Source organism: Spirosoma pollinicola, assembly GCF_002831565.1.
Classification (GTDB): Bacteria; Bacteroidota; Bacteroidia; order Cytophagales; family Spirosomataceae; genus Spirosoma; species Spirosoma pollinicola.
Genome location: NZ_CP025096.1, coordinates 7819986 through 7832947, shown reverse-complemented (window position 1 = coordinate 7832947; position 12962 = coordinate 7819986). Strand labels below are relative to the sequence as shown.

General features: G+C 47.5%; 8 protein-coding genes. 2 read left to right on the top strand and 6 right to left on the bottom strand.

What is annotated here, in order from left to right:
• Nucleotides 1-733 precede the first annotated feature (733 nt).
• Genes CWM47_RS33060 through CWM47_RS33050 form a run of 3 tightly spaced genes read right to left on the bottom strand, consistent with a single transcriptional unit; the run spans nt 734 to nt 5909 of the window.
• Nucleotides 734-1249 carry a hypothetical protein gene (locus CWM47_RS33060; RefSeq protein WP_100992803.1) on the bottom strand — a complete coding sequence of 172 codons (516 nt, stop codon included), beginning with the start codon at nt 1247-1249 and terminating at the stop codon, nt 734-736.
• Between the two features lie 28 nt (nt 1250-1277).
• On the bottom strand, nt 1278-2741 hold the full coding sequence (locus CWM47_RS33055; RefSeq protein ID WP_100992802.1) for a SusD/RagB family nutrient-binding outer membrane lipoprotein: 1464 nt from the start codon (nt 2739-2741) through the stop codon (nt 1278-1280).
• 24 nt (nt 2742-2765) lie between these two features.
• Complete coding sequence (locus CWM47_RS33050) at nt 2766-5909, bottom strand: SusC/RagA family TonB-linked outer membrane protein (RefSeq protein ID WP_100992801.1); 3144 nt, start codon at nt 5907-5909, stop codon at nt 2766-2768.
• 882 nt (nt 5910-6791) lie between these two features.
• Here CWM47_RS33050 and CWM47_RS33045 point away from each other — a divergent pair.
• Nucleotides 6792-8144 (top strand): amidohydrolase, encoded by a 1353-nt coding sequence (locus tag CWM47_RS33045; RefSeq protein WP_100992800.1) that lies wholly within the window; start codon nt 6792-6794, stop codon nt 8142-8144.
• A 97-nt stretch (nt 8145-8241) separates the two neighbouring features.
• Here CWM47_RS33045 and CWM47_RS33040 read toward each other — a convergent pair whose 3' ends face one another.
• The 3 genes from CWM47_RS33040 to CWM47_RS33030 all read right to left on the bottom strand — a co-directional run bounded on the left by CWM47_RS33040 (nt 8242) and on the right by CWM47_RS33030 (nt 11082).
• A complete protein-coding gene (locus CWM47_RS33040) occupies nt 8242-9045 on the bottom strand; it encodes an SDR family oxidoreductase (protein ID WP_100992799.1) in 804 nt (267 codons plus the stop codon).
• Nucleotides 9046-9057: 12 nt separating this feature from the next.
• Entirely contained in the window at nt 9058-9963 is a 906-nt protein-coding gene (locus tag CWM47_RS33035) for a S66 peptidase family protein (protein WP_100992798.1), read from the bottom strand.
• A 123-nt stretch (nt 9964-10086) separates the two neighbouring features.
• The gene (locus CWM47_RS33030) at nt 10087-11082 is read right to left on the bottom strand and encodes an ion channel (protein ID WP_100992797.1); all 996 of its coding nucleotides are present in this window, start codon (nt 11080-11082) and stop codon (nt 10087-10089) included.
• 102 nt (nt 11083-11184) lie between these two features.
• Between CWM47_RS33030 and CWM47_RS33025 the strand changes: the two genes are divergently transcribed.
• Nucleotides 11185-12786, top strand: coding sequence for a Na+/H+ antiporter (locus tag CWM47_RS33025; RefSeq protein ID WP_100992796.1), 1602 nt, complete (start codon nt 11185-11187; stop codon nt 12784-12786).
• The last annotated feature ends 176 nt before the right edge of the window (nt 12787-12962 follow it).

The window sequence follows — 12962 nt, the reverse complement described above, 5'->3', positions numbered from 1 at the left end:
CTTTCATTATGAAATATTATTTTTTAAGCATTAGTCATTAACCGAATGAAGGCTGTAGTAGGGAAATATGATAACAATATCGATTCCAGATGAGTTGGAGGGAGGAAATACATGGCTAGAGATTGATTTAGATGTAATTAGTTTAGTATGTTCATGTTAATTCCTGTTTCCAATTCACTCCATATAAAGCAGGATAAATAGTATATATTGTTGGATTTATTCTTTTAATTCTGTAATAAAATGTATTTTAGTACCACAAAAGAAGGAAACTTATACCTAGTAATAAATACTCAGAGACAATAAAATGTGTCCGTTATAGTATCAATAGGTACATACGGGAGATTATATTTTTATTAAAATTTAATTAATTTCTTGTATAGGTTTTCCGTAGTTTATATGGCTATTTTTATATTCTGCAAAATATATTTTTAACCCATTATTTGTAAAATTCCTGGAAATACTTAGTAGCTATTCGGATAAATACCGCGACTGCCAAAGGCTGAATGGTTGCTTGTTTTCTCATCCTGAATGAGTTTGTTCTGCTGACGTCGAAGCAAACTTAGTCAACCTCACTATAAGCACTTTGCATGGATCTCAATAGGTAGCCTGGAATTTATAAAGGGTTGGTAGATAGATCAGGTTACAGCACATACTTTGTTATATCTATAAAAACAGGAAGCCCCCCAATTGCTCGGGAGGCTTTCTATTGTCAACCTAATAAATATACCAGCGTTTACGCCACGATTCGTACCCGAACAGGTGTAGGCACGATTTGCGTACCATCATCGAGCGTCACCAGAAACAAAAACTGAATCTCCGTGTAGTTAGGCAGCGCAACAGGTGCCGTTGCTACATTTGGGTACTTTGCTTTGAACGCGGCCAGCGTTGTGGTGAAAACAGCGGTGGTGCCACTGCCGGCAATGGGAGCCGGATTAAAAGCCGTGGCAGCCGTAGCCGTATTCAGCGTAGCCACGTTAATGCCCGTAGCGCCCCCAACAATTTTAGTGATCTCCTTGATAGTACGACCACTGGAAGCAGGAATCGACAGCGTAAACTGAATTGGTGCCCCCGCTGCCAGTGACGTAACAATAAATGGATTGAAGCCGTAAGTCGTTGCGCCAGTAAATGTTACCGGAACCGCCGGACGGTTATCCCGAACGAGATCGCTATAAACCAGATCGTCTTTGCAGGAGAAGTTACTCCCGGCAAGCAGGGTAAGTAACAGGATATTTATGAGTATATTTTTCATGCAATTGCGTGTTTGAGGCCGTTAAAAATTAGTCGATATCCCACCAGACGCGAACGTTCGATTGAGGAGATGGATTGAGGAAATTTGGGTTCCGCTGAACTTCATTGCTAACGTAAACCGCCCGAACCGGCCGTGTACCGTCGATACCGGCTGCGTTCTGCGAAGGCTGCAAAACCGGATAACCTGTCCGCCGATAGTCATTCCAGGCTTCCAGACCGTTGCCCGTGAAGGCAATATATTTCTGCGTGATGATCTGCGCGATCTTCTCTTCGTTCGTTCCGCTTAGTGTTGCCACCGCTGGATTTGCCGTCAGGTAAGCCGTTATCTGAGCCGGTGTTAAACCCGCTAGCGTCATAGAAGCCGTAATACCTTCCGTATACAGGGCCTGTGGGTCGCCGGGTGTTCCCAGGCGGAGAGCTGCTTCGGCCAGAATAAATGCCCGCTGGAAATTGGTCACTAACCGAACGGGCCCCTCGCCCGAATTACCCGTAACGTACTTGTTATACCGCGACCAGTTTGCCACGGGTGTCGGCAATGTACCCCGGAAACCATTATCAATTGTGACATAGTTAGCGCCTGGTTTCGTAAAGAAAATAGGCAGGCGCGGGTCATTCAATGACGTAAGCAGGTTCAGATACCGAGTGCTTAACAATTGGTCGTTTTGAAACGAGCTAACGAAAGTATAGGTATACCGGGGGTCCTGGCTGCCTACACTCGAACCGAAAGCGAAATTCATATCACCACTGTTGGATGTGATGTAGTTCGCACCAGTAAGAACTTCATTGATGACAGTGGTTGCCAGAGCGGGTTCCTTCCGGCTGATCGTCGCTGCAAATTTCAGCAGCAGCGTATTGCCCGCCTGTTTCCATTTGGTCAGGTTACCCGCATAGATAATGTCATCGCCAGCGGGCTTTAGTGTCGACGCAGCGTCGAGGTCTTTGATGCCTTCGCGAACAAGGTCAAACAGACTTTGAATGCCTGCCGTGGCATTTCCTTTGTAGATATCTGCCTGTGCATCCAGCCGTGGCGTTGTGTTTGCTTCGCCAAGCAAAGCCTGCGAGTATGGCACATCGCCCCAAACGTCGGTAGCAATGCTGAAGGTATAAGCCTTCATAATCTTGGCAATACCCGAATACGCCTTAGAGTTCGTTGCATCGCCCAACTCGATCAGTTTTTGGTAGTTGATCAACGGCCCGTTATAAAGTTCACCTGTCCACTGGTTGCCAAAATCGGCACTGTTCGTCTGGAAAATGTCGTAGGTAGCGGGACTATTGGCCGCGCCCGCCAGTTGGTTCACCAGCACCGATGCAAACCGATTCAGTTCGTTGGCATTTGCAAATGCACTGCCCCCTTCTGCTCCCGCCAGTAGTACCGCAGGGGTAACACTTATCGGGTTATTTGGGCTTACGTTAACATCTAGATAATTGCTGCATGCCCCCATTCCCAGGAAGAAAGGAATCAGCAGATAGCCTTTTGGAAGTATAAATTTCATGAGTCAGTCGAATGAAGAGAGTGATTAGAACGTGAGCCGAATATTTCCACCGAAGTTCCGGGTGTTTGGTGGTCCGTTCAGGTCAAGGCCCTGAATGTTGCCGGCACCCTGGGTGTTTGTTTCAGGATCGGCCGGGAAGTTAGGTGCGTAAAAAAACAGGTTACGACCGCTCACACCCACCGAAATAGTGCCGAATGGCGTTTTGCCCAGCAGGCTCTTCGGTAACGTATAGTTCAGGGCTACTTCGCGCAAACGATAAACGGTTGCATCATAAACGGCACCTTCAGACGCTAAGCCACCCAACGCGCCCCAGTACGTCTGGGCGGGTAACTGAATGTTATTCGGCCGGAACGAACCATCGGCATTCTGAATAACACCGGGTAGAATACGAGGCTGATCGCGGTCGATAGTTGTTGCATACAGTGAGCCATTGGAGCGGGCATCAACAGCGTTGAAGGAAAAAAGCTGTCCACCCTGACGGGTATCCACCAACACTGACAAGGCAAGGCCTTTGTAGGAGAACGTGTTCGTCAAACCGGCGGTGTAATTAGGCTGTGGATTTGAGATAACCGAGTTCGCAACACCCGGAGCAAACTGCCCGGTTGACCCGTTCACAACATACTGCCCTGCATACTGACCCGTTGCATCATAATACAAACCAGTGGGGTTCGTGTTTTGTACCCGGCTATTGGCTGTACTAACAATGACACCATATGGGTAGCCTTCATAAATAGATGGGGCTATACCAATAAACGAGTTACCGGCAATGTTAGACGAAACAACACCCGGCGCAATAGACACGACTTTGTTTCTAATGAAGGTGTAATTCAACGTAGCGTCCCATTTGAAGCCACCAACGCGTATTGGCGTTGCATTTAACACCAGTTCGACGCCCCGGTTTTGCAGTTCACCAACGTTCGTTGTGCGGGTATCGAAGCCCGATGAGTTCGATACGGCTACGTTGAAGATTTGCTGCGTGCTTTTTGAGTCGAAGTAAGTAGCATCAATGCTCAGACGATTCTTGAAAAATCCGAGGTTAATGCCTGCTTCATAAGACGTGACAAACTCAGGCTTGAGCGTGTTGCTGCCAATCCGGGTGCCAATGCTGAAACCCGGGGTATTGTTGGGTGCTAATGGGTAAGTAATGCTGGCTACGTTGTTGCCATAAGCCGTAGTTGTATAGATAGTGCTCAACAGATACGGATCGGCATCACGGCCGACTTTGGCTATACTAGCCCGTATTTTCGCATACGAAAGTACGTCGGAGTTAATTTTAAACGCGTCGGTAGGCACAAAACTAACCGAGGCTGCCGGATAGAAATAGGTGTTGTTCGCTTTGGGCAGCGTAGAGGATTGGTCGGCACGTCCCGATAATTCAAGGAACAGATAGTTGTTGTAATTCAACGATAACTGGCCATAATAACCCACCAGACGACGTACACTTGAGTTTTCAAACGTACCCGTGAACACCGTACCACTGTTGATATTATAGAAACCGGGCAGCGTCAATGAAGCGGCATCGGCAGCAGACTCCTGTGTTTTCCGTTGGTTAATGTTATTACCCAGCAACAGGTTGGCATTCAGACCATCCAGAAAGATATTGTCTTTTTTTGCCGTGATCAACAGGTCACCGTTCAATTCATTTCGGAAGAAATTGTCCTGTTGAACTTCGCCCAGGGGCGCACGACCTGAACCAATGGGTAACGTCAACTTACGACGGTCGGTATACGTATCGCCTGTAACACGGTAAGCGATAGTCAACCATTTGCCCACATCATAGCTTAACTGGAAATTCCCAAAGAAGCGGTCAACCTGGCTATCCAGACGTTCGTTATTGACACTCCACTGCGGGTTATTGGTCGCTGGTGTAAAATACACACTCTTGCCGTTAATATCCTGGTAGACCTCATTAGCAAGGTCATAACTGCGCGGAATACGGGTAATCTGGCCAAAGGTACTGGCTCCGTTACCGCCGGGAATACCCCGCGATACGGTTTGTACATAGGTGCCTGTACCACTTATTTTCAGGCCATTCTGCAATCTCGATTCACCGCCGAGTTGCACGTTTGTCCGGTTGAACTTTGAGTTTTGAACAACGCCATTCTGTAGCGTATTACCAATAGCAATAATATAATTGCGCGTCGCATCGCCGGAAGCAATATTGACCGAGTTTTGAAGAATACTGCCCTGCCTGTAGAAATCGCGAACGTTGTTTGGGTAAGCCTGATACGGTACAACCAACCCTTGCGCGTTCGTTACCGACGTTGGACCACCCACAAACGGAGGCCCCCATGAGTTGTTCGATGTTGGCGTAAGCAGGTTGTTGGCTCCCTGGCCGTAATCATTCTGGAATTTGGGTATGCCATATACGTTTTGAACGTTGTAGGACGAGTTGACCGTTACTTCCGTTTTGTTATTCTGATTACGACCCGACTTTGTTGTGATGACAATAGCACCCGCCGAAGCCCGTGAACCGTAAAGTACAGCAGCCGCAGGTCCTTTCAGCACGTTTACCGACTCAATACTTTCGGGGTTGATATCTGCCAGGCGGTTGGATGGCTGCGAGCCGAATAGGGTGTTCTGCGTGGTATTAACGTCGTTGCTGAAAATTATACCATCCACAACGATTAACGGTTGGTTACTGCCGTTGAACGACGTAATACCCCGAATGTTGATGTTGGTTGAGGCACCGGGTGCTCCGCTGGAACCCGTAATGCTTACGCCAGCCAGTTTCCCCTGAAGGGCGTTCAACAAGTTGGGTTCTGAGCGTTGCGCCAGAATGTTACCACCAATTTCCTGCGTTGCATACCCCAGCGACCGCTTGTCGCGCTCGATACCCTGGGCTGTAACCACAATTTCGTCTAGGCTCTGCGAGCCAGCTACCAGCGATACATTGATCGTGGTCTTGTTGCCAACAGCCACTTCCTGTCCTGTATAGCCAATGAAACTAAAAACTAGTCTTGCATCGGCTGGCACACTGATTTTATAGTTCCCGTCGGCATCGGTAATTGCCCCACGGGTAGTTCCCTTTACCTGCACGCTCACACCCGGTAGGGTAGAGCCGTCGTCTGATGAAGTAATGCGGCCGCTAACAGCTACATCCTGCGCCAGTAGGGGCAAACAGAATAGCAGTGAAAGTAACCAACTTCCCAATAAAATTTTCCGCATTAGTTTGAAGAAGTTAGAAGATGTTGTTAAATCCCTGAAATGGGACTACAAAGTTAAGTCAAGGATAAATAAAAAAAAGTGGTTTCGCTGTTAGTTTAATAAAGGACACATAATGATTAATCAGTACTTATAAAAAAGTAAGAATTGGCTGATTGATTTCGTGCTGCAGGGAATAATTGAAATTCTGTGTAAACAATATATTGTTCTGAAAAATAAAATGCATATTCAGATGGAATTTCTTATATACTCAATTTTATTAAAATAATTTACTATAGGTTAGGTATTTGAAAATCAATTAGTTACTAATGAAAATTTCGTAACTATATGTTTATGATAATTGTTCATATAAAAGGAAAATAAATAGCAGTATGTATTTTGTAATATTGAGAGGCTTACTATGTTGATTGTCATTTATACATAATTAAAAATATATTTATTATGTATAATAAGTTATATCAAAACAAAATTTTGAATTTTGATGAGCGATTTTATGAAATCAAAATAATTTATAGATAAAAAGCTATGTTAGTTAATCGTATAGACGAAAATCGTTATTCAACTTTTTCTTGCTCACTTAATTAAGTCTATTCCACAATTAATTCATTTTCATGTTTTCTCCTCAAACCAAATAATATATTGTAAGGCCAGTCGTATGGTTTTTGAATCTTATAACCTGTGGCAGCTTAGTTACCTGTCCATTATTTTTCGTCAGTATGCTTTTCTTAACTCAATAAGCTTAACCAAGGAAATGTTATGATTATTTTGTAAAAATGGCAATCGGTCTACTGAAAATGGCTAAGAAGTGGGACGATGCAATATTCTCTACGGATTAACTCGTAAATTGCCTTCTAAATACACTTTGAACAAAAAGTAGCCACCTTGATGAATAAATTATTTAACTGCGCCAGCACGTTGGCAATGGGGTTAATAGCCTCCCAGGCCATTTTCGCTCAATCATCGACGCTTAATGCCCGAATGGACAAAACCGCCGAAAGTCTCGAAAAAAAGGTCGTTGCCTGGCGCCGGGATTTTCACCAGCATCCTGAACTGGGTAACCGCGAGTTTCAGACAGCCGCCAAGATTGCGGCTCATCTGCAGTCACTGGGCATGGAAGTTAAAACAGGCGTTGGCAAAACGGGCGTCGTTGGCCTTTTGAAAGGCGGAAAACCGGGTCCGGTCGTTGCCCTTCGTGCCGATATGGATGGGCTGCCCGTTACCGAGCGTGCTGACCTGCCCTTTAAATCCGAAGCACACACCGAATACAACGGCCAGCAAACAGGTATCATGCATGCCTGCGGACACGATACGCATGTAGCTATGCTTATGGGAGCCGCCGAGATACTGGCGTCGGTTAAAAGTGACCTGCGCGGCACCGTTAAGTTCATCTTTCAGCCTGCCGAAGAAGGCGCACCGGCTGGTGAAGAAGGTGGAGCTAAATTAATGGTGAAAGAAGGAGTTCTCGAAAATCCTAAAGTAGATGCCATTTTCGGCTTGCACATCAACTCCCAAACCGAAGTAGGGACAATTAAATACCGGCCCGGCGCCACTATGGCCGCCGTGGATGAGTATGCTATAAAAATTAAAGGGAAGCAAACACACGGCGCAGCTCCCTGGTCGGGCGTTGATCCAATTGTGACCTCCGCGCAGGTAATTATGGGGCTGCAAACTATCGTGAGCCGGAATGTCGTTCTTACCGACAATGCCGCCGTTGTCACGGTAGGCGCTTTTCACAGTGGTATTCGGCAGAATATTATCCCGGAAGAAGCGAACATGATTGGCACCATCCGTACGTTCAGCCCCGAAACACAGCAACTGATTCATCGGCGTATTAACGAAGTCGCGACGAACATTGCCGAAAGCGCAGGCGCTAAAGCCGATGTGAAGATCAATATTATGTACCCGGTTACCTACAACGATCCAAAGCTAACCGACCAGATGGAAGCTTCGCTCGAAGCAGTAGCCGGTAAGGGTAATGTAAAGCTGACGCCCGCTCAGACAGGGGCCGAAGATTTCTCGTTCTACCAGCAAAAAGTACCGGGCTTTTTCTATTTCCTGGGTGGTATGACGAAGGGTAAAAAAGTAGAGGAAGCCGCTCCGCACCACACCCCCGATTTCCAGATCGACGAAAGCTGTTTTGTATTGGGTATGAAATCACTTTGCCGCTTGACAACCGATTATATGGAGTTTGCCAGCAAAGGCGTTGCCATTAAAGAGCTTACGGCTAGCGGGAAGTAATCTTTAGGCGCAGTAAGGCGGGTGGAAACCCGCGATTGGTAGCAATAGTAAGCTATACCGATCGCGGGTTTCCACCCGCGCTGCTTTATCCCATTAACTAAACCCCTTCCCGGTTTCGCAAAATGCGGGACAGCAAGCCGGGTAAAAATCGCTTGAGGTAAATGGCATAGGTCTCTTTGCCTCCTATGTACACTTCCTCTTTTTCCTGAACCACGGACCGCAGAAGCCGTTTGGCAAACGCCCGGGCCGTCATGCCTTCTTCCTGATTCGCATCCATTTTGCCATGAGGCTGACCATCGGCTCCCATAGCATTTACAGAAATAGCGGTGCGAATGTAGCCCGGACAAACGAGCGTCACCCGCAAACCGGCAGCGTGGGTTTCGGCCCGGAGAGAATCGAAAAAGCCGTGTAGCGCATGCTTGCTGGCACAATAACCCGACCGCTGTTTGGTAGCTAATTTCCCCGCAACGCTGCTTGTTACTATAAAATATCCCTTCTGTTGTGCCAGCATAATGGGTAAAATGGCTTTCGTGAGGGCAACAACACCAAAGAAATTGACATCCATGATGCGCTTGTAAACCGAAAAGTCGGTGTCGACAACGGCGCTTCGCTGCGTGATGCCCGCGTTTTGGAATACGTAATCAATACGCCCAAATCGCTGGCGCACAGCTTCAACACAATCGGGCAGGCTTTCTATATTGCTCATGTCCATTGGCAGCACCAGCACATGAGCGGCAGGAAGTTGTGTTTGTTGGGCCACTCGCTCCAGTTCATCGACCCGTCGGGCCGATAACACCAGTCGAACGCCTGTATGCTGGGCCAATTCCATCGCAACGGCTTCGCCAATGCCCGACGAAGCACCGGTAATCCAAATCACCGCATCAGAAAAAAGGACAGACATGATCAGTTGGGATTAAAAGTCAATTCTTGCTTCTTCTGTTTGTACCACCAATTTAACCACTTTGCCAATAGGCAGGGCTAAGTTATAGTCGACATGCCCGGCGGGGAAATTGAACAAAACAGGATAATCATAGTCAGAAACAGCATCGGCAATAATCTCGTACGAATCTTTGCCGAAGGGCAGCGACAGGTTGGCTCGCATATCCGTAAACTGCCCCACCACCAGACCCGCCAGGCTGGCCAGCCGTCCGGCCCGGTGAAGTTGCGTCATCATCCGGTCGAGGGAGAAAAGCGTTTCGTCAATATCTTCAATGAACAGGATTTTGCCGTTGAAGTCAAGGTCGGTGGGGGTGCCGAGGGAGTTGATCAGTAAGGTTAAATTGCCGCCTATCAGTTGACCCAAGGCTTGCCCCTGTCGGTTAAGGTAATGCGCCGGAACGGTATAGTCGGTGGGCAACTCGCCAAATAGCCATTGCCGTACCGATTCGAGCGATTCGGCCCGGTCGGGATCACCAAATTGTCTTGGCATGAGACCATGCAGACTCACAAGTCCATGATTGGTCATCAAGCTCAGTAACACTGTAACATCGCTAAAGCCGACGAACCATTTTGGGTTGGCCTGCAAGCCTGATACGTCCAGACCATCGGCAATGCGGTAGCAGCCATAGCCGCCCCGTGCCGCGAAGATCGCCCGTACAGTGGGGTCGTCCAAAAGGCGTTGAATATCGGCCCGACGAAGATCATCGGAACCGGCAAACGGGCCGTCGATCGCATGTAAACTATCGCCTTCGATTACGTTAAGCTGCCAGCGGTCGCGCAGAATATGCAGCCCTTCGGCCAGTTCATCATACGGAAACCAACTGGCCGGAGCCACCACACCGACCGTATCGCCGGGGGATAAAAAAGGGGGTAAAATCACGTTACGGTAGTTGGTTTATGGTTTATACGGGTTTACGGTTTTTGGATTACGGTTCTTGGTATTCGCCGTCGTCACTCGGCTGAGCCAACCGAACACCAAAAACCGTAAACCGAATCCTGTTCCTCAATTTAACTCGGCATCTTCAGTGTCGTCGAGTTGATTCAGGTCGATTTTTACTACTTGTGTTTGTTGCTTTCCATCAAACATAGGTCGGAATTTCCGGCCCCAGAGCACTTCGTCGTATCGGTATGAGAAACGACTATGGACACTCTGCACGAATGTGTCATCCAGGGCCTGAACAGAAACCAGGAACTCTGTGTCCGATTGCTCAAGGTCTTCGGGTGTACAGCCATACAGCGGGCTTTTGTCGGTAATTGGATGAACTAGTGTCCAGTTTGTTGGAAAGAAGGAGACTTTATTGCGTTCGAGTGTAAGGCCGTAATATTTGCGCGACAATGTGCCATCGGGTTTGGGTTCCAGCCGCGACATTGATACAGAGACTTCCAGATTGATGAGCTGATTGGCGCGGCAGTTGATGATGCGGAACATCCAGGCGTTTACGTCAAGATAGGGCGCGAATACGGCTTGTTTCGAAAAACGGATATGAGCTATAGGTCGCGAAAACCGCCCGTAGAGCAAGCCCGTTGCCAGCGCAAAAGCCAGCAATCCCATCATGGATTCAAAAGCCGCAATGGAACTGGTGAGAAAGCTATCCGGCGAAATGTGGCCATAGCCAACCGTGGTGAGCGTTTGTGAGCTAAAGAAAAAGCATTTCCAGAAGGGGCCGTAGATTTCCTTCTCATCGGCGGCTTTAAGCATTCCCGGATCGGCCAGCATGTAAATGCCCGCGAATAAGGTATTCGCTGTCACATAAAAAATCATGAGCCAGCTCAAAAACTGTACCCAGCTCATGGTAATAAGCCGGTTGTAAATATTCAGCCGATCCCATAAAGTGCCGTTAACACGAACAATATTAAAACTCCCGTCCTGATTGATGAGTCGGGAATGGGAATCCGTTAACTTGGTGCCGAAACCGATGTCATCACGTCGTACTTCCTGCTCAACTAATTGGCTCTCTTTCGCTGTTTGATTGAAAAGTCGTCGGTTTTTGGTGTTCATTGTGGATTCGTTAGTCAGCAGTATTAATGAAGAGGGTCGTTAACAAAGTTATTGCAAAAAAAACCGGCACGTCACTACTCAACTTGAAATTCTATTCAGCCTATGCAATCAATCGAAATCATAACCGGTTTGCTTGGTGTAACAACCTTACTGGCAGTCATTGCCCGTAGACTGCGTATCTCATACCCGATCTTACTGGTCATAACCGGCCTGTTGATTGGGTGGATACCCGGTTTGCCGCCCGTTATCCTGTCGCCTGATGTTGTTTTCCTGATTTTTCTACCCCCATTACTATACGCTTCTGCCTGGCAAATTGATAATGTTGAGTTAAAGCTCTATAGTCGTTCGGTATCGTTTCTGGCGGTTGGTCTGGTGCTGTTTACCTCAACGGTCGTGGCCGTAGTGGCCCATATGTGGATTCCGGGCTTCTCCTGGTCGCAAGGGTATTTGCTGGGCGCTATTATTGCTCCCCCTGACGCCGTCGCTGCGTCATCAGTTACCAGGGGGCTGAGTATTCCGAAGCGGATAACCACTGTGCTGGAAGGCGAAAGTCTCGTAAACGACGCCACCAGCCTGATTATTTATCGCTATGGACTGGTGGCCATTTTAACCAGTCAGTTTGTGTTATGGGAAGCCGGTCTTGAGTTTGTTGGTATTGCACTGGCCAGTGTGGCCCTGGGATTGGTTATTGGCTGGGTCATGCTTCGGGTACATCGCGCCATCAGTAAAGATACGGTTACCAACACCGCCCTAACCCTGTTGATTCCGTATGGGTCTTATCTGATTGCCGAAGAGCTTGATATTTCGGGCGTGTTGGTTGTCGTGACAGCGGGCCTGTATATCTCTGCACTAAGCAACAGCGTGTTTACCTATCAAAGTCGATTACAAACCAATTCCGTTTGGGCTGTCGTCGTCTTTTTGCTGAACGGACTGGTATTTATCCTTATTGGCCTTCAACTGCCAACCATCGTGTCGGAATTGAATGGGTATACACTTCCACAGGCGGTTACCTATGCCGGGTTGATTAGTGCGGTCGCCATTATTTGCCGGATCGTCTGGGTTTTTCCGGGCGCTTATGTACCTCGATGGCTAAGTAAAGGGATTCGGAAACGGGAAGCCAAACCAACCTGGCAACAAGTGAGTGTGATAAGTTGGGCGGGCATGCGGGGCGTGGTATCGCTGGCGGGTGCGCTTGCTCTGCCGCTCACGCTACCAAACGGCGAGCCGTTTCCGGGCCGCGACTTAATTTTGTTCATTACATTCGGCGTTATTTTTTGCACACTGGTATTGCAAGGCCTGACATTACCCGTATTAATTGATGAGTTAAAGGTACGGGAGGTGGTTGATGGAAAACAGGAGGAACGCCGATTGCGCCGGAAAATGGCGCAACAGGCCATTACGCATCTGGAAGCGAATCATTCGGCGGGCACAGTTCACGACGATGTGCTGAGCTACGTGAAAAATACGTATGAGTTGCGGATCAATGAACTCAATGGAATGATTCGGGCCAATACAACAGCCGAGCGTCCCGCCGAACTGTATCAACAGGCAATCCGACTTCAGTTAGAATTGCTTTCAATAGAACGAACGGTACTGAACGAACAACGCCGGGATAGTTTGCTGGACGATGACGTACTTCGCAAACTTGAACAGGAACTGGATCTGGAAGCCGCCCGACTATCATTGGTTCAGCCTGTCGAATGAAATTAGTTATATGTTTTAATATATATAAATTTATACTATATACACTTGTAGTAAAAAAAAGGAAATTCCGATTAGAATAGAATTAAAATATACTGATTTAGTATCAATATATTAAGTATTACTACTTAGTTTAGTGGCCAAAATGGAGGAATTCGTCCGTAACGAACCTTGACTAT

Coding starts and splice junctions, on each gene's coding strand:
- CWM47_RS33060 (WP_100992803.1), bottom strand. CDS start 1,249: ATGAAAAATATACTCATAAATATCCTGTTACTTACCCTGCTTGCCGGG.
- CWM47_RS33055 (WP_100992802.1), bottom strand. CDS start 2,741: ATGAAATTTATACTTCCAAAAGGCTATCTGCTGATTCCTTTCTTCCTG.
- CWM47_RS33050 (WP_100992801.1), bottom strand. CDS start 5,909: ATGCGGAAAATTTTATTGGGAAGTTGGTTACTTTCACTGCTATTCTGT.
- CWM47_RS33045 (WP_100992800.1), top strand. CDS start 6,792: ATGAATAAATTATTTAACTGCGCCAGCACGTTGGCAATGGGGTTAATA.
- CWM47_RS33040 (WP_100992799.1), bottom strand. CDS start 9,045: ATGTCTGTCCTTTTTTCTGATGCGGTGATTTGGATTACCGGTGCTTCG.
- CWM47_RS33030 (WP_100992797.1), bottom strand. CDS start 11,082: ATGAACACCAAAAACCGACGACTTTTCAATCAAACAGCGAAAGAGAGC.
- CWM47_RS33025 (WP_100992796.1), top strand. CDS start 11,185: ATGCAATCAATCGAAATCATAACCGGTTTGCTTGGTGTAACAACCTTA.